The sequence below is a fragment of the Klebsiella sp. BDA134-6 genome (assembly GCF_015601345.1).
Taxonomy (GTDB): domain Bacteria; phylum Pseudomonadota; class Gammaproteobacteria; order Enterobacterales; family Enterobacteriaceae; genus Klebsiella; species Klebsiella grimontii.
Genome location: NZ_CP064784.1, coordinates 4,842,856 through 4,861,189, shown reverse-complemented (window position 1 = coordinate 4,861,189; position 18,334 = coordinate 4,842,856). Strand labels below are relative to the sequence as shown.

The following is an 18,334-nucleotide window of genomic DNA, read 5'->3' as shown; positions in this document are numbered from 1 at the left end:
GAACCATGAAACAGTATCTTGATTTGATGCAGAAAGTGCTCGACGAGGGCACGCAAAAAAATGACCGCACCGGTACCGGCACCGTCTCTATCTTCGGCCACCAGATGCGTTTTAACCTGCAGGAAGGATTCCCGTTGGTGACGACCAAACGCTGTCATTTGCGCTCCATCATCCATGAACTGCTGTGGTTCCTGCAGGGTGACACCAACGTGGCGTATCTGCACGAAAACAACGTCACTATCTGGGACGAGTGGGCGGATGAAAACGGCGATCTGGGGCCGGTCTACGGCAAGCAGTGGCGTTCCTGGCCCGCGCCGGACGGCCGTCATATCGACCAGATCAGCACGGTGATGGAACAGCTGAAGAACGACCCGGATTCTCGCCGGATTATCGTCTCGGCATGGAACGTCGGCGAGCTGAACAAAATGGCGCTGGCCCCGTGCCACGCGTTCTTCCAGTTCTACGTCGCCGACGGCAAGCTCTCCTGCCAGCTCTATCAGCGCTCGTGCGATGTATTCCTCGGCCTGCCGTTCAATATCGCCAGCTACGCGCTGCTGGTGCATATGGTGGCGCAGCAGTGCGACCTCGAAGTGGGCGATTTTGTCTGGACCGGCGGTGATACGCACCTGTACAGCAACCACATGGAGCAGACGCACCTGCAGCTGAGCCGCGAACCACGGGCGCTGCCGAAGCTGGTGATCAAACGTAAGCCGGCATCGATTTTCGACTACCGTTTTGAAGACTTCGAAATCGAAGGCTACGACCCCCATCCGGGGATTAAAGCGCCAGTGGCGATTTAACCCGGAAGTGACGACAAAAAACCGGTGCCTGCGAGCGCCGGTTTTTTTATGCGCCAGCAAGGCCAAACGGCGCAGTAACCCGCTGTCAGAAGACTTTTTTGCGAGCAGGTATCCTGCGTCTCTGCAACCCGTTGCAATACCATAAATACTCTCTGAAGCGCGACGCAAACCCGCATTTTACTGTTCGAATAAAGCCTCAATGCTCCGCATACTTGGGCCATGAACAGAGAACATGGCTACACCCTGATTGAAACCCTGGTCACGATGGTCGTGGTCGTCATTCTTGGCGCCAGCGGGCTTTACGGCTGGCAGAGCTGGCAACGGCAGCAGCGCTTGTGGCAAACCGCCTGTCAGGTCCGCGACTACCTGGTGCTGCTACGCGATGACGCCAACTGGCACAACCGCGATAGAGTGTTAAGCGTCGGCCAGGGCGCGGCGGGGTGGTGCCTGAGCGCCAGCGGGCCGATGGCCGACTGTAGCGTCAGGAACGCTTTCACGCTGCAACCGCTCTGGCCGGAGGTTTCGCTCAGCGCGATGACGCCGGGGCTGGGATTCTATGGCCTGCGTAATACCGCCTGGGCCGGGCATATCCGCCTGCAAAGCGCGGCCGGCGGCTGGAACATAATCGTTTCAAACTGGGGGCGAATCCGCCTCTGTCGCGGCGAGGAGATAGCATCATGCCTGTAACATGCCGCGGTTTTTCGCTACCGGAAACGCTGATCGCGATGGCTATCAGCTCCGTACTGCTGCTCGGCAGCGCGCGTTTTCTCCCGGCGCTGCAGTGGGCTACGCTTCGCCAGACCCGCCAGCAGTCGCTGGAAAATGAGCTCTGGCAGCGAATCTACACCGTAGCGAAGCACCTGCAGCGCGCCGGCTATTGCCGTGGCCTCTGTCGCGGGCAGGCGCTGTATATTGCAGGCGGCGGTGATTGCCTGCTGGTGAGTTGGGATAGCAACAGCGATGGCGTCTGGAATAGCGCGCCGTCATCGGAATCGGATACCACCGGGTTTCGTCTGCGCGATGGCGCGCTGGAAACCCTGCGCGGAGCAAGCGCCTGTAGCGGCAAAGGCTGGGAGAAAATGACCAACCCGGCGGCGATTCAGGTCACCGCGTTTCAGGTTACGCGCCTGGAGAGGGCGGGCTTCTCGCCTGAATTATCGATCGCGCTGGCGGCGCACTCGGTCGCCGACCCGCAAATCCGCGCGCGGGCGGAATACGCCGTAACGGGATATAACCTGTGAATCGCCAGCGCGGGCTCTCTTCGCTACTGATGGTACTGCTGCTTTTAGCGCTCGGCAGTTTATTACTCCAGGGGCTGAACCAGCAGCAGCGTTCGCTGTTAGCGCAGACGGCCAGCGAAACACAGGCGCTTCGCGATGCCGCTGGCGCGCATTCTGCGCTGCAGTGGGGGAAGGGGCTCGCCTGGTCTCTTCAGGAAACGATTAGCTGCCAGCAGAACGCGGCGCTCGGCTGGCGCGCCTGCCTGCGGATCTTTAGCGACGCCTCGGTATTGCTAATTGGCGGCAGCGATGGCGGCGGCATGCTGCTGTGGCAGTCAGGCGCAATCGAACAAAGCCGCGTTCGCTTTTCGCCTCACGGCTGGAGCGATTTTTGCCCGTTAAAGGAGGCGAGCCTATGCCAGATGCCCTGAGGCGGCAGAGAGGGTTTAGCCTGCCTGAAACGTTGCTGGCTTTAGTCTTGCTTATCGCAACCGTGACCGCGCTGGCCGGCTATCAGCGAGGGCTGGCCAACGGCTTTATGCAGCTTAACCAGTACCGTCAGCTGTGGCGCGATGCGTGGCGATTCGCTCAGCTTAGCCCACCGGTGATTCCCGCGAATCGCCAGGTATCCCGTGTGCAGACATCGGTGCAAAGATGTGTCAGCATCACGGTAACGATCACCATGCCCGCAGCCAGGCGGGCGCAGATGACCCGGCTGCATTGCCCGGTCAGTCAGTAACCAGGAGCGAATATGTTAAGGGTGTACCACTCAAACCGTCTGGATGTGCTTGAAGCGTTGATGGAGTTTATCGTCGAGCGCCAGCGGCTGGATGACCCTTTTATGCCGGAAATGGTGTTGGTGCAGAGTACCGGGATGGCGCAGTGGCTACAGATGACGCTGGCGCAGCGCTTCGGCATCGCGGCCAACATTGAGTTCCCGCTGCCCGCCAGCTTTATCTGGGATATGTTCGTGCGGGTACTGAAAGATATTCCCGGAGAAAGCGCGTTCAGCAAACAAAGTATGAGCTGGAAACTCATGACCCTGCTACCGCAGCGGCTTGACGATGAATCCTTTACGCTACTGCGCCACTACCTGCACGACGATAGCGACAAGCGTAAGCTGTTCCAGCTGGCCGCCAGAGTCGCCGATCTCTATGACCAGTATCTGGTTTATCGCCCCGAGTGGCTGATGCGCTGGGAGGCCGATCGGCGCGTGGACGGCCTGGGCGATGCGCAGGAGTGGCAGGCGCCGCTGTGGAAAGCTCTCGTGGAATATACCGCCGAGCTGGGCCAGCCGCTGTGGCATCGCGCCAATTTGTACCAACGCTTTATCAGCGCGCTTGAAGCGGCCGAAGAGCCGCCCGCCGGGCTGCCGTCGCGAGTCTTTATTTGCGGGATTTCGGCGCTGCCGCCGGTATATCTGCAGGCGCTACAGGCGTTGGGTAAGCATGTCGACGTCTATGTCCTTTTCACTAACCCGTGTCGCTACTACTGGGGCGACATTAAAGACCCGGCATTTCTCGCAAAACTGCTGTCCCGCCAGCGCCGTCACCACCGCGAAACGACGCGAGCGCTGCCGCTGTTTCGCGATACGGAACAGGCTCCAGGGCTGTTCAACGACGCCGGGGAGCAGGATGTGGGTAATCCGCTGCTGGCTTCCTGGGGCAAGCTGGGGCGCGACTATATTTATCTGCTGGCGGGTCTTGAGCGCTATGAAGAGCTGGACGCCTTTGTCGATATCGCGCCGGATAACCTGTTGCATAATCTGCAGGCGGATATTCTTGAGCTGCGCAATGCGGCGGTGGCCGGGCGCAGCGCCGAGGAGTTTGCCAACAGCGGCAGCAAGCGGCTGCTGGCCGCGGATGACCGTAGCCTGACGATTCATGTCTGCCACAGCCCGCAGCGCGAGGTTGAGGTGCTGCACGACCGGCTGCTGGCGATGCTGGAAGAGAATCCCGAACTCACCCCGCGCGATATTATCGTCATGGTGGCGGATATCGATAGCTACAGCCCCTATATCCAGGCGGTCTTCGGCAGCGCCAGCGGCGAGCGCTGGCTGCCGTGGGCGATATCCGACCGGCGCGCCCGTGAATCGCATCCGGCGCTGCAGGCGTTTATCACTCTCCTTTCGCTGCCCGACAGCCGCTTCGCCAGCGAAGACGTGCTGGCGCTGCTCGACGTTCCGGTACTGGCCGCGCGCTTTAACATCGACGAAGAGGGGCTGCGCTACCTGCGCCAGTGGGTTAACGAATCCGGCGTACGCTGGGGAATGGATGACGACAACGTGCGCGAGCTCGACCTCCCTGCTACCGGCCAGCATACCTGGCGCTTTGGCCTGACGCGTATGCTATTGGGCTACGCCATGGACAGCAGCGAGGGGGAGTGGCGCTCGGTGCTGCCTTATGATGAGTCGAGCGGTCTTATCGCCGAGCTGGTGGGCAACCTGGCGTCGCTGCTGATGCAGCTCAATCTCTGGCGTCGCGGGCTGGCCCAGGATCGCCCATTAGCCGAGTGGCTGCCGCTATGCCGAGACCTTCTGAACGACTTCTTCCTTCCGGACAGCGAAACGGAGGCCGCCCTGGCGCTGATAGAACAGCAGTGGCAGGCGGTGATTGACGGCGGCGTCGACGCGCAATATGGCGAAACGGTACCGCTGTCGCTACTCCGCGATGAGCTGTCCCAGAGGCTCGATCAGCAGCGTATCAGCCAGCGCTTTCTCGCCGGCCCAGTCAATATTTGTACCCTGATGCCGATGCGTTCGATTCCTTTCAAGGTGGTCTGCCTGCTGGGAATGAACGACGGCGTTTATCCGCGCACCCTGGCGCCGCTGGGCTTTGATTTAATGAGCCAGAAGCCGCAGCGCGGCGACCGTAGCCGTCGCGATGACGACCGCTATCTGTTCCTTGAAGCCCTGATGTCGGCCGAACAGAAGCTGTACATCAGCTATATCGGCCGTTCTATTCAGGATAACAGTGAACGCTATCCCTCCGTTCTGGTTCAGGAGCTGTCGGACTACATCGGCCAGAGCCATTGCCTGGAGGGCGACGAGGAGCTGGACTGCGATGCCAGCGAACGCCGCGTCAAGGAGCACATCACGCATCTACATACCCGCATGCCTTTCGATGCCGCTAATTTTCTGGCCAATGAAGATCAAAGCTATGCCCGGGAATGGCTGGCGGCCGCCAGCCAGCAGGGGGAAGCGCACAGCGCGTTCATCCAGCCGCTGCCGGCGCCGGAAATCGATCGCTTACCTTTCGAACAGCTGCTGCGCTTCTGGCAACACCCCGTTCGCGCCTTCTTTCAGCAGCGGCTGCGGGTGAATTTCCGCTCGGAGGAGAGCGAGATCCCCGACGATGAACCTTTTATCCTCGAAGGGCTGAGCCGCTATCAGCTGAACCAGCAGCTGCTCAACACCCTGATTGAAGAGCAGGACGCCTCGGCGATGTATCGCCGCTTCCGTGCCGCCGGCGAGCTACCCTACGGCGCTTTCGGCGAGCTGGCCTGGGAAACCCAGCGTCAGGAGATGCAAAACCTGGCCGAACGGGTGATTGCCTGCCGCCAGCCGGGGCAAAGCATGGAAATCGATCTGCAATGCAACGGAGTCAACATAACTGGCTGGCTGCAGCAGGTACAATCCGACGGTTTGCTGCGCTGGCGGCCTTCGCTATTAAGCGTGGCCCAAGGGATGCAACTTTGGCTGGAGCATCTTGTCTATTGTGCTAGCGGCGGTAGCGGCGAAAGTCGGCTGTTTGTGCGTAAAGAGGGCCAGTGGCGTTTTCCACCGCTGGCGCAGGAGCAGGCCCAGGGCTACCTTAACGATCTGGTTGACGGTTACCTGCAGGGAATGTCCAAACCGCTGCTGCTGCTGCCGGAAAGCGGCGGCGCATGGCTAAAAGTCTGTTATGACGCCGAAAAGGATGTCATGTTAATGGACGAAGAGACGCAGCAAAAAGCGCGCAGTAAATTTCTACAGGCTTATGAAGGGAACATGGTGGTCAGCGGTGAAGGTACCGACGTCTGGTATCAGCGCCTGTGGCGTACCCTGGAACCAGAATACTATGAAGAGATCCTTACGCATACGCAGCGTTATTTGCTACCGGTGTTTCGTTTCCATCAGTCCGAATAACATTGTAATAGTATAAAAATTGCGCACTGGACGGCAGTTCAATTATGATGCGCAGCGAATCACGGACTGATGTTTTATTAAGAGCTTATCCCATTAGGTTATTTTATTTGCCTGTTTGGGCTTGGGCAGTGCTCACAATCCTCACGTACTATGTGTACGCTCCGGTTGTTCCGCGCTGTCCGCGTCCAAACTGGCTGCAACAATGACACCTACCGGGAAAAGCTCTAAGGCTGCCAATTATGCAGCGCCAGGTTTGTTAATGATGAGGTCCGTGAATGCCCCGCAGTTTATGGTTCAAGGTTATTGTTTTACTGGCCGCCCTCTGGGCGCCGTTAAGTCAGGCAGACACCGGATGGCAACCGATCCAGGAAACCATCCGTAAAAGCGACAAAGATACCCGTCAATATCAGGCGATCCGCCTCGATAACGGCATGGTGGTGCTGCTGGTTTCCGATCCCCAGGCGGTAAAATCGCTGTCGGCGCTGGTCGTTCCCGTGGGATCGCTGCAGGATCCCGCCGAGCATCAAGGGCTGGCCCACTTCCTGGAGCATATGACGCTGATGGGCTCGAAAAAGTACCCGCAGCCGGATAGCCTCGCAGAGTATCTCAAAATGCACGGTGGCAGCCACAACGCCAGCACCGCGCCGTATCGCACCGCCTTCTATCTTGAAGTGGAAAACGACGCCCTCGACGGCGCGGTCGATCGCCTGGCCGACGCCATCGCCGCGCCGCTGCTGGATAAAAAATATGCCGACCGCGAGCGTAATGCGGTGAATGCCGAGCTCACGATGGCGCGTACCCGGGACGGGATGCGAATGGCGCAGGTTAGCGCGGAAACCATCAACCCGGCGCACCCCGGCTCGCAGTTTTCCGGCGGTAACCTTGAAACGCTGAGCGATAAGCCCGGCAAACCGGTGCTTGATGCCCTGCACGCTTTCCGCGATAGCTGGTATTCCGCCAACCTGATGAAGGCGGTGATCTACAGCAACAAGCCTCTGCCGGAGTTGGCAAGCATCGCGGCGGCCACCTACGGTCGCGTGCCGAACCACGATATCAGCAAACCGGAGATTACCGTCCCGGTGGTGACCGATGCGCAAAAGGGCATTATCATTCACTACGTCCCGGCGATGCCGCGTAAAGTGCTGCGCGTGGAATTCCGCATTGATAACAATAGCGACAAGTTCCGCAGCAAAACCGATGAGCTGGTGACCTACATGATCGGTAATCGCAGTCCCGGCACGCTCTCCGACTGGCTGCAAAAGCAGGGGCTGGTTGAAGGCATTCGCGCGGACTCTGACCCAGTGGTCAACGGCAACAGCGGGGTGCTGGCGATATCTGCGACCCTGACGGACAAAGGTCTGGCACACCGCGATGAAGTTACCGCAGCCATCTTTAGCTACCTCAATCTGCTGCGCAGCCAGGGGATTGATAAACGCTATTTTGATGAGCTGGCCCACGTGCTGGCGCTCGACTTCCGCTACCCATCCATCAACCGCAATATGGATTACGTCGAATGGCTGGCGGACACCATGATCCGCGTGCCGGTGGAGCATACGCTGGACGTGGTCAACATTGCCGATCGCTACGATCCGCAGGCAATCAAAGACCGCCTGGCGATGATGACGCCGCAAAATGCCCGCATCTGGTACATCAGCCCGAAAGAGCCACATAACAAGACAGCCTACTTTGTCAATGCGCCCTATCAGGTGGATAAAATCAGCGAGCAGACCTTTGCCGACTGGCAGCAGAAGTCCAGCGCCATCGACCTCAAGCTGCCGGTGCTGAACCCCTATATTCCGGATGATTTCAGCTTAATCAAAAACGATAAGGCTTACCCGCATCCGCAGCTGATCGTTGATGAACCGACGCTGCGGGTGATTTACGCGCCGAGCCAGTACTTCGCCAGCGAACCGAAAGCGGATATCTCGCTGGTTCTGCGGAACCCGCAGGCGATGGACAGCGCCCGCCGCCAGGTGATGTTTGCGCTCAATGATTATCTGGCGGGCATTGCGCTCGACCAGCTCAGCAACCAGGCGGCGGTCGGGGGGATCAGCTTCTCTACCGGCGCGAATAACGGCCTGATGGTTAACGCCAACGGCTATACCCAGCATCTGCCTGAGCTGTTTAACGCCCTGCTCGACGGCTACTTCAGCTATACGCCAACCGAAGAACAGCTGGAGCAGGCCAAATCCTGGTACGCTCAGATGATGGATTCGGCGGATAAAGGCAAAGCCTATGATCAGGCGATCATGCCGATTCAGATGGTTTCGCAGGTGCCGTACTTCCAGCGTGAAGAGCGGCGGGCGCTGCTGCCGTCGATTACGCTGAAAGAGGTGCTGGAGTACCGCGCTAATCTCAAGGCGAAAGGGCGACCGGAGCTGATGGTCATCGGTAATCTTACCGCCGATCAATCCACCGCCATGGCGCGGCAGATTCAAAAACAGCTCGGCGCCGACGGCAACGAGTGGTGCCGCAACAAAGACGTGCTGGTCGACCATAAACAGCTGGCGATTTTTGAAAAAGCGGGCAACAGCACCGATTCCGCGCTGGCCGCCGTCTTCGCGCCGCCGAACGTTGACGAATACGCCAGCTCCGCCGCCAGCTCGCTTCTCGGGCAAATCGTACAGCCGTGGTTCTATAACCAGCTGCGTACGGAAGAACAGCTGGGCTACGCGGTCTTCGCCTTCTCGATGAACGTGGGCCGCCAGTGGGGGATGGGGTTCCTGCTGCAAAGCAACGATAAGCAGCCGGCTTATCTCTGGCAGCGTTTCCAGGCCTTCTTCCCCACGGCGGAAGCCAAACTGCGGGCGATGAAGCCGGAAGAGTTTGCGCAAATTCAGCAGGCGGTAATTGGTCAGATGCTGGAAGCGCCGCAAACGCTGGGCGATGAAGCGTCGAAGCTGAGCAAAGATTTCGATCGCGGTAATATGCGTTTCGATTCACGTGATAAAGTAGTGGCTCAGATTAAACTGCTGACGCCGCAAAAGCTTGCCGACTTCTTCCATCAGACGGTGGTGGATCCGCAGGGCATGGCAATGCTCTCCCAGGTTTCCGGTAGCCAGAATGGCAAGGCGGAATACGCGCATCCTCAGGATGGCAAAGTCTGGGAGAACGTCAGCGCATTGCAGAAATCCTTACCCCTGATGCGAGAGAATGAATGACCGACACCGCCGAGTCTCTTGACCCCCTGCGCTTGCCCCTGACGGGCGAGCGCCTGATAGAAGCCTCTGCGGGCACAGGAAAAACCTTTACCATCGCCGCGCTCTATCTGCGGCTGCTGCTGGGGCTGGGCGGTGAATCCGCCTTTCCCCGGCAGGTTAGCGTGGAAGAGCTGCTGGTGGTGACCTTTACCGAAGCGGCTACCGAAGAGCTGCGCGGGCGTATTCGCAGCAACATCCACGAGCTGCGTATCGCCTGCCTGCGCGACAGCGCCGACAACCCGCTTTACGCCGGGCTGCTGGCGGAAATCGCCGATAAAACCCAGGCCGCGCAAACGCTGCTGCTGGCCGAACGCCAGATGGACGAAGCGGCGGTGTTTACCATTCACGGCTTCTGTCAGCGGATGCTGAGCCTCAACGCCTTTGAGTCCGGCATGCTGTTCGAACAGCAGCTGATTGAAGACGAGTCCCGCCTGCGCTATCAGGCCTGCGCCGACTTCTGGCGTCGCCACTGCTACCCGCTGCCGCGCGAAATCGCGGCGGTTATCCACGAAGCGTGGAAAGGGCCGCGCGATCTGTTGAAATCCATCGACCGCTGGCTACAGGGAGAGGCGCCGCAGCTTAAATCTCCGCCGCCGGCTGACGAAACGCTAGCCGAACGCCATCAGCAAATTATCGAACGCATCAACGCGCTGAAGCAGCAGTGGCTGGCACAGGTGGGCGAGGTTGAGGCGGTGCTGGAAAACTCGGGCCTCGACCGGCGCAAGTTCAATCGCGGCAATCAGGGGAAATGGCTGGAGAAAGTGACCGCCTGGGCCCAGGAAGAGACCCTGAGCTACCAGCTTCCGGATGCGCTGGAGAAGTTCTCCCAGGTCTTCTTGCTTGAGCGCACCAAAGCGGACGGCGCGCCGCCAGTACACCCGCTGTTCAGCGCGGTAGAAGCGCTGCTGGCGACACCGTTAACCCTGACCGATCTGGTGATCGCCAGGGCGATGGTTGAAATCCGCGAAGCGGTCGCGCGGGAGAAACGCCGCCGCGGCGAGCTGGGCTTTGACGATATGCTCAGCCGCCTGGATGACGCCCTGCGCGGGGAGAGCGGCGAAGCGCTGGCAAGCGCGATTCGCCAGCGCTTTCCGGTGGCGATGATCGACGAATTTCAGGATACCGACCCGCAGCAGTACCGCATCTTTCGCCGCATCTGGCGGCGTCAGGCGGACACTGCGCTGCTGCTGATTGGCGACCCAAAACAGGCTATCTACGCCTTCCGCGGCGCGGATATTTTCACCTATATGAAGGCGCGCGGGGACGTCACCGCCCACTATACGCTCGACACCAACTGGCGCTCCGCTCCGGGGATGGTTGACAGCGTCAATCGCCTGTTTAGTCTCAGCGATAATCCCTTTATGTTCCGTGAAATCCCGTTTATGCCGGTGAAGTCGGCCGATAAAAACCAGGGGCTGCGCTTTACCGTCGATGATGCTGCGGTACCGGCGATGAATATCTGGCTGATGTCGGGCGAGGCTGTGGGCGCGGGGGATTACCAGACGTTTATGGCTCAGCTCTGCGCGGCGCAAATCCGCGACTGGCTCAGTGCCGGCCAGCAGGGCAAGGCGCTGCTGTGGCGCGGTGAAAAAGCGGAGCCGGTGCGGGCTTCAGACATCACGGTACTGGTGCGTAATCGCCAGGAAGCGTCTTTAATCCGCGATGCCCTCCAGCTGCTGTCGATTCCTTCCGTGTATCTCTCCAATCGCGATAGCGTGTTTGAAACGCCGGAGGCGCAGGAGCTGCTGTGGCTGCTCCAGGCGGTGTTGGCACCTGAACGCGAAAATACGCTGCGCAGCGCGCTGGCGACGTCGATGTTTGGCCTTAACGCGCTGGATATCGAAAATCTCAATCACGACGAACGGGCGTGGGATGAGCTGGTTGAGGAGTTTAGTCGCTACCGGCAAGTCTGGCGGCAGCGGGGCGTCATGCCGATGCTCCGCGCGCTGATGAGCGCGCGGAGCATCGCTGAAAATCTGCTGGCGACCAACGGCGGCGAGCGGCGCCTGACCGATATTCTGCATATCAGCGAGCTCCTTCAGGAGGCGGCGAACCAGCTGGAGAGCGAACATGCGCTGGTGCGCTGGCTGGCGCAGCATATCGCCGAACCGGACAGCAACGCCTCCAGCCAGCAGATGCGGCTGGAAAGCGATAAGCATCTGGTGCAGATCGTCACCATCCATAAATCGAAAGGGCTGGAGTATCCGCTGGTCTGGCTGCCGTTTATCGCGCGGTTCCGTAAGCAGGATCAGGCGTTTTATCACGACAGAAGCTCCTTTGCCGCCGTTCTCGACCTGGGCCAGGATGAGGGCAGCATGGAGCTGGCGGAGGCCGAGCGTCTGGCCGAAGACTTACGTCTGCTTTACGTCGCGCTGACCCGCGCGGTCTGGCACTGTAGCCTTGGCGTGGCGCCGCTCAGCACCCGACGCAGCGACAAACCTGGCGCCAGCGATTTTCATCACAGCGCGCTGGGCCGTCTGCTGCAGGGCGGGGAAGCGATGGATGCCGCGGGGCTGATGGCGCGCCTGCAGGTGTTCTGCAGCGGGGACATTGCCCTGCAGCTGCCGGATATGGCGGCGCAGATGCCGTGGCAGGCTCCGCAGGCGGAGCTGCCGCCGCTTTCAGCCCGTATGCTTGAGCGGTCGGTGACCGATGACTGGCGGGTCACCAGCTATTCCGGCCTGCAGCAGAATGGACACAGCGTGGCGCAGGATCTTCTGCCGCGATTGGATGTCGATGCCGCTGGCGTCGGTAAGGTCGTGGAGGAGCCGCAGCTTACGCCGCACCAGTTCCCGCGCGGCTCGTCGCCGGGAACGTTTCTGCACAGTTTGTTCGAAGATCTCGATTTTACCCAGCCGATTCCCGCCGACTGGATGGCGGAAAAACTTCAGTTGAGCGGCTTCGAGGAAAAGTGGACCCCCGTGCTGACCGCATGGCTCGACGGCGTACTGCGTACCCCTCTGCCTGGCGCGGGGATCGCCCTCAATCAGCTGAGCGAGCGCGATAAACAGGTGGAGATGGCGTTTTATCTCCCCATCGAACAGCCGCTGGATCCCCTGCGTCTGGATGCGCTGATTCGTCAGTATGATTCGCTCTCCGTGGATACCCCAACGCTCGATTTCCGCCAGGTGCGCGGGATGCTGAAAGGCTTTATCGACCTGGTGTTTCGCCACAACGGCCGCTACTACCTGCTGGATTACAAATCCAACTGGCTTGGGGAAAACCGCGAGGCTTATACCCAGGAGGCGATGAGGCAGGCAATGCGTTCGCATCGTTACGATTTGCAGTATCAGCTCTATAGCCTGGCGCTGCACCGCTATTTACGCCACCGTATGGCCGATTATGATTACGAACGCCATTTCGGCGGCGTTATTTATCTCTTTTTACGCGGCATGGACGGGCAGGAAGGCGGGCAGGGGATCTTCACCACCCGGCCGGCGCTGCCGCTGATTAACGGCCTCGATGCGCTGTTTGCCGGGGAAACCCTGGAGGTTGTGCTATGACCATGGATGAACTGTTGCAGCAGGCGGTTGAACAGCGCCTGCTGCGCCCGCTGGACGTCCAGTTTGCGCTCATGGTGGCGCAGGAGGCGCATCCGGCGGTGAAGCTGACTGCCGCAATTCTCAGCCGCGATGCCGGAGAGGGGCACGTCTGCCTGCCGATTTCACGTCTTGCCGACGATGAACTCCTGAGCGCAAAGACAACGGCTCTGAGTGAGCAAATCCTTGAACTGACCGGCGCTGCGGAGGGCTGGCTGCCTCTGCTGCTCGATTCGGAAGCGGTGAGCCGCGGTGAGCGGCCGACGCCGATGATCCTCTGCGGCGAACGGCTCTATCTCAACCGCATGTGGCGCAACGAATTAACCGTCGCGCGCTTCTTTAACGAAGCCAACCAGGTGCTGGAGATAGATGAAACCCGGCTGGCCTCGACGCTCGACGCGCTGTTTCCGCCAGGGGATGAAATCGACTGGCAAAAGGTTGCTGCCGCGGTTGCTCTGACCCGACGGATTTCGGTGATCTCCGGCGGCCCCGGGACCGGTAAAACCACCACCGTCGCCAAACTGCTGGCGGCGTTGATTCAAACCAACACCAGCCCGCGCTGCCGTATTTGTCTGGCGGCGCCGACCGGTAAAGCCGCCGCGCGCCTGACTGAATCCCTCGGCGCTGCGCTGCGCCGCCTCCCTCTTACCGACGAACAAAAGGCGCTGGTGCCGACCGAAGCCAGCACCCTCCATCGCCTGTTGGGCGCGCAGCCGGGAAGCCAGCGGATGCGTTATCATGCCGGGAACCCGCTGCATCTTGACGTGCTGGTGGTCGATGAAGCCTCAATGATTGACCTGCCGATGATGTCGCGCCTGATCGAGGCGCTGCCTGAACACGGGCGGGTGATTTTCCTTGGCGACCGCGATCAGCTGGCTTCGGTAGAGGCCGGCGCGGTGCTGGGGGATATTTGCGCGTGGGTTAATGCAGGGTTCACCCCGGCGCGGGCGGCGCAGCTTGGCCGCTTGACCGGTCAGCCGGTGCCGGCAGGCGAAAGCGAGATTGCCGGCGCCCTGCGCGATAGCCTGTGCCTGCTACAAAAAAGCTACCGTTTTGGCCGCCACTCCGGTATCGGTCATCTGGCCTGGGCGGTGAACAGCGGTGAACGCCGCGCGGTCAGGGAGACGCTGCGTCAGTCGTTCGACGATATCGCCCTGCATCCGCTGAGCTCCACCGAGGAGTATGAAGCGATGCTCGTTCAGGCGCAGGCAGGTTACGGCCGTTTTCTGCAGCTGCTGCGTGAACGGGCCGAGCCCGCAGAGCTGATTGCCGCCTTTAGCGAGTTTCAGCTGCTCTGCGCGCTGCGCGATGGTCCTTATGGCGTTAGCGGCGTGAACGAACAGCTGGAGCAGATGCTGAACCGCAAGCGGGCGATTGCTCTGCCGCGCTATTCGCGCTGGTATGAAGGACGGCCGGTGATGATCTCCCGCAACGACAGCGCGCTGGGGCTGTTTAACGGCGATATCGGTATTGCGCTGGAAAGAGGCGATGGCCTGCGCGTTTGGTTCCCGATGCCCGATGGCAGCATCAAGTCGGTTCAGCCAAGTCGTCTGCCGGAGCACGATACCGCCTGGGCGATGACGGTTCATAAATCGCAGGGGTCAGAGTTCGATCACGCGGCGCTGATCCTGCCTTCGCGCAGCGTGCCGCTGGTAACCCGCGAGCTGGTTTATACCGCTATTACGCGTGCGAAACGGCAGCTGTCGATTTATGCCGATGAGCAGGTGCTGACCCAGGCGGTTGTCGCGCGTACCGAACGCCGCAGCGGCCTGGGGGATATTTTTTCCGCCGGGTGAGAGCCCGGCGGCTATTAGGACACCAGTAAAAGCATCAGCCATAGCAGCGAGATGGAATTCATGGCGAGAAAATACTTTGCCGAGCCTTTGGGGATCGGAGGCGTTGAGACATTAACCACCACGATAATCACGGTTGAAATCACAAGGTTAATGATAGACAGGACAATGAAAACAAAGAAAATGAACAGCCCGGCTCCCAGGGTGCTTCCGGAAGCGCCGCCGCTGCCCATCATCATCAGCAGAACGAGTAACCAGGGATAAAGCGCAATAACGGTGACGATTAGCTTTATATTCTTCACAAACCAGTTTGGTGATTTCTGCATAATAAGTACACATCCTTTGTGTTTTGCAATGAAACGCTTAGAGATTAAATATCGGGAAAATTACCCACAGTAAAGAGATAGAGTTTATTGCCCAGAAATAACCGGCATTTACTTTTTCTCTGGTCGTGATAAATATATTAATTAGCATGATGAAAATTATGGAAATAATAAAATTAATGAATGACAGGGTGGCCAGCGCACAAGCAAATGCCGCGCCTGCGCTGAAAATCCGCCTGCGAGTTTATTCCTGACATTAAGAGAGACCAACACCATCAGCAGCCAGGGATATAAAGAGAGTAGTGTGGCAATTATTCGCCTGTAGCGAGGGGAACCGTTTTCAAAAAGGATCATTCAGACTGCTCTCCATGCTTATATTGCAACTCCGTTCTTAAGCTACTATAAGCGAGGCCAGCTATCAGGGGAATAGATTATAAATAATTGGGTTATTGGACGAGAGATAATTATCCCCGGTTACGGATGCGTTTCCGGGGATAATATTATCAGGCCAGGTCTGCCATCAGCACCTTGGAGCGGCGCTGATAGTTGTACATCTCTTTTTTGCTCTCCGGCAGCAGGTCGACGTCGACCGGCGTAAATCCGCGCTCCTGGAACCAGTGAATGCTGCGGGTTGTGAGCACAAACAGCTTGCTGAGGCCCATTTGCTTCGCCTGCGCGGCAATGCGTTCGAGCAGCACTTCGCCGCGCGATGAGCTGCGGTAATCCGGATGCACCGCCACGCAGGCCATTTCGCCGATCTTCTCTTCCGGGAAAGGATAGAGCGCGGCGCAGGCGATGGTGGTGTTGTCGCGCTGAATAATGGTGAATTTGTCGATTTCCATCTCCAGCTGTTCGCGCGAACGCCTGACCAGAATGCCCTGCTGCTCCAGCGGGCTAATCAGCTCGAGGATACCGCCGATATCGTTAATGGTGGCGCGGCGGATCTGCTCGGCGCTCTCCATCACTATCTGGGTACCGATACCGTCGCGTGAGAACAGCTCCTGCAGCAGGGTACCGTTTTCCTGATAGCTGATCAGGTGGCAGCGGCGCACGCCGCTGCGGCAGGCTTTTACCGCGCCGCGCAGGAAGCGCACCGTGCCGGAGCTGTAGTCTTCATCCGCTTCCATCTCTTCGACGCGCGCCTGGGCTTCGTTGGGGAACAGTTCGGGGACGATCTCGCCGTCCTGATTGTAAACCCCCTGCGATGAGCAGAAGCCAATCATCTTTTCAGCTTTCAGCTTAATCGCCAGCTGGGTGGCAATCTCTTCGGAGGTCAGGTTAAAGCTTTCGCCGGTGACCGACACCGCAACCGGGCCCATCAGCACGATCGCGCCGTTATCCAACTGGCGGTGAATCGCTTCTTCATCAATGCGGCGAATGCGCCCGCTGTGGCAGTAATCCACGCCGTCGTCCACGCCTAACGGCTGCGCGATAATGAAATTGCCGCTGACCACGTTGATGTGAGCGCCCTGCAGCGGCGTGTTGTTGAGGCTCATCGACAGGCGAGCGGTAATTTCCAGCTGCAACATGCCCGCCGCCTGCTTAACCAGCTCGAGCGTTTTAGCGTCAGTCACTCGGGTTTGTTTGTGATAAACCGGCTCATGGCGATGTTCGGCCAGATTGGCGTCAATCTGCGGACGAGCGCCATAGACCACCACCAGGCGAATGCCCAAACTGTGAAGCAGACCAATGTCGTTGACAATACTAGAGAAATTATCATGCTCAATGGCTTCTCCGCCCAGCATGATGACAAACGTTTTACCCCGATGGGCGTTAATATAGGGAACAGAATGGCGGAATCCCTCTACCAGTTCGGTGCGACGTTCCTTCACCATGACACAACCTCAATGCATGATTATTCGTAATTAATGTATTTTTATTCTGTTTTGTCGGCAAACGCAAGCCCCAATTTTGGACGGAGCCAGGAAAAAGGTGTGAGCCAAATCAGGGTGTCAAAGATTGTTTACCCTTTTATAGATGACAGGTTATACGCCTTTCGTTAAAGTTTCCGGTCAATCTGTTTGTTTTCAATACGAATGATTTCTTACTGCTTGGGAGTGGCATGTCGGGATACAAGTCAGGATTAAGCCGCCGCCGTTTTTTACAAGGGGCGGGCGCCATGTGGTTAATGAGTGTGAGCCCGGTTGGCCTGGCTGCCGCGGCGCAGGTGGTTGCCGTACGCGTATGGCCATCGTCGACCTACACCCGCGTGACCGTGGAGTCCAACCATATCCTGAAATATCGGCAGTTTGCGCTCAGCAATCCTGAACGTCTGGTGGTGGATCTGGAAGGGGTTAATCTCAATTCCGTACTTAAAGGCATGGGGGGGCAGATTCGCGGCGACGACCCCTATATTCAATCCGCCCGCGTGGGGCAGTTCGATCCGCAAACCGTACGCATGGTGTTTGAGCTAAAACAGAACGTGAAACCGCAGCTGTTCGCGCTGGCTCCGGTCGCCGGGTTTAAAGAGCGTCTGGTTATGGACCTCTATCCCGCTAACGCCACCGACGTGCAGGATCCGCTGCTGGCGCTGCTTGAGGATTACAACAAAGGCGATCTTCAGCGGCAGGTTCCGCCAGCGGAGAGCGGGCCTAAACCGGGTAAAGCCGGGCGCGATCGGCCCATTGTTATCATGCTCGATCCCGGCCACGGCGGCGAAGACTCCGGCGCGGTGGGGAAATACCGCACCCGCGAGAAAGACGTGGTGTTGCAGATTGCCCGACGGCTGCGCGCGCTGATCGAGAAAGAGGGCAATATGAAGGTCTATATGACCCGCAACGAGGACGTTTTTATCCCGCTGAAGGTCCGCGTCGCCAAGGCGCAGAAGCAGCGCGCCGACCTGTTTGTCTCTATTCACGCCGATGCCTTTACCAGCCGTCAGCCCAGCGGATCGTCGGTGTTTGCCCTGTCAACCAAAGGGGCCACCAGTACCGCGGCTAAGTATCTGGCGCAGACCCAGAACGCCTCGGATCTGATCGGCGGCGTCAGCAAAAGCGGCGACCGCTACGTCGACCACACGATGTTCGACATGGTGCAGTCGCTGACCATCGCCGACAGCCTGAAGTTCGGCAAGGCGGTGCTGGAAAAGATGGGCAACATTAATAACCTGCACAAGAACCGGGTTGAGCAGGCGGGCTTCGCGGTGCTGAAGGCGCCGGATATTCCATCGATTCTGGTGGAAACCGCGTTTATCAGTAACGTCGAAGAAGAGCGTAAATTGAAAACGGCGAAATTCCAGCAGGAAGTAGCAGAGTCGATTCTGGCAGGGATTAAAGCCTACTTCGCCGACGGCGCGACGCTGGCAAGGCGAGGGTAACGCAACAGGAAAAGGAC

At 58.9% G+C, this 18,334-nt stretch carries 12 protein-coding genes; 10 read left to right on the top strand and 2 right to left on the bottom strand.

Annotated features, from left to right (window positions below; genetic code table 11):
• Positions 1-5 precede the first annotated feature (5 nt).
• The 9 genes from thyA (at position 6) to recD (ending at position 14,681) form a co-directional block, all read left to right on the top strand.
• Positions 6-800 (top strand): thymidylate synthase, encoded by a 795-nt coding sequence (gene thyA / locus IYV58_RS22430; RefSeq protein ID WP_004124584.1) that lies wholly within the window; start codon positions 6-8, stop codon positions 798-800.
• Between the two features lie 219 nt (positions 801-1,019).
• Positions 1,020-1,487 carry a prepilin peptidase-dependent protein gene (locus tag IYV58_RS22425; RefSeq protein ID WP_004124582.1) on the top strand — a complete coding sequence of 156 codons (468 nt, stop codon included), beginning with the start codon at positions 1,020-1,022 and terminating at the stop codon, positions 1,485-1,487.
• Positions 1,478-2,041, top strand: a complete 564-nt coding sequence (locus IYV58_RS22420; protein ID WP_004124581.1) for a prepilin peptidase-dependent protein — start codon at positions 1,478-1,480, stop codon at positions 2,039-2,041. The genes IYV58_RS22425 and IYV58_RS22420 overlap by 10 nt, the downstream gene beginning before the upstream one ends.
• A complete protein-coding gene (locus IYV58_RS22415) occupies positions 2,038-2,451 on the top strand; it encodes a DUF2509 family protein (RefSeq protein ID WP_004124579.1) in 414 nt (137 codons plus the stop codon). The genes IYV58_RS22420 and IYV58_RS22415 overlap by 4 nt, the downstream gene beginning before the upstream one ends.
• Complete coding sequence (locus IYV58_RS22410; RefSeq protein ID WP_004124577.1) at positions 2,436-2,759, top strand: prepilin-type N-terminal cleavage/methylation domain-containing protein; 324 nt, start codon at positions 2,436-2,438, stop codon at positions 2,757-2,759. The genes IYV58_RS22415 and IYV58_RS22410 overlap by 16 nt, the downstream gene beginning before the upstream one ends.
• 12 nt (positions 2,760-2,771) lie before the next feature.
• Positions 2,772-6,146: an exodeoxyribonuclease V subunit gamma gene (gene recC / locus IYV58_RS22405; RefSeq protein WP_142445212.1), complete on the top strand. Its 3,375-nt coding sequence runs from the start codon at positions 2,772-2,774 to the stop codon at positions 6,144-6,146.
• A gap of 275 nt (positions 6,147-6,421) precedes the next feature.
• Positions 6,422-9,307, top strand: a complete 2,886-nt coding sequence (ptrA, locus tag IYV58_RS22400; protein WP_112166506.1) for a pitrilysin — start codon at positions 6,422-6,424, stop codon at positions 9,305-9,307.
• Entirely contained in the window at positions 9,304-12,849 is a 3,546-nt protein-coding gene (gene recB, locus IYV58_RS22395) for an exodeoxyribonuclease V subunit beta (protein ID WP_195729266.1), read from the top strand. Before ptrA ends, recB begins: the two co-directional genes overlap by 4 nt.
• Positions 12,846-14,681, top strand: coding sequence for an exodeoxyribonuclease V subunit alpha (recD, locus tag IYV58_RS22390; protein WP_195729265.1), 1,836 nt, complete (start codon positions 12,846-12,848; stop codon positions 14,679-14,681). The genes recB and recD overlap by 4 nt, the downstream gene beginning before the upstream one ends.
• 14 nt (positions 14,682-14,695) lie before the next feature.
• Here recD and IYV58_RS22385 read toward each other — a convergent pair whose 3' ends face one another.
• Both IYV58_RS22385 and argA read right to left on the bottom strand, forming a co-directional pair.
• Positions 14,696-15,004 (bottom strand): hypothetical protein, encoded by a 309-nt coding sequence (locus IYV58_RS22385; protein WP_185912917.1) that lies wholly within the window; start codon positions 15,002-15,004, stop codon positions 14,696-14,698.
• 500 nt (positions 15,005-15,504) lie between these two features.
• Positions 15,505-16,836 carry an amino-acid N-acetyltransferase gene (gene argA / locus IYV58_RS22380; protein WP_004105227.1) on the bottom strand — a complete coding sequence of 444 codons (1,332 nt, stop codon included), beginning with the start codon at positions 16,834-16,836 and terminating at the stop codon, positions 15,505-15,507.
• 227 nt (positions 16,837-17,063) lie between these two features.
• Between argA and amiC the strand changes: the two genes are divergently transcribed.
• Positions 17,064-18,317, top strand: a complete 1,254-nt coding sequence (amiC, locus tag IYV58_RS22375; RefSeq protein WP_004124560.1) for an N-acetylmuramoyl-L-alanine amidase AmiC — start codon at positions 17,064-17,066, stop codon at positions 18,315-18,317.
• The last annotated feature ends 17 nt before the right edge of the window (positions 18,318-18,334 follow it).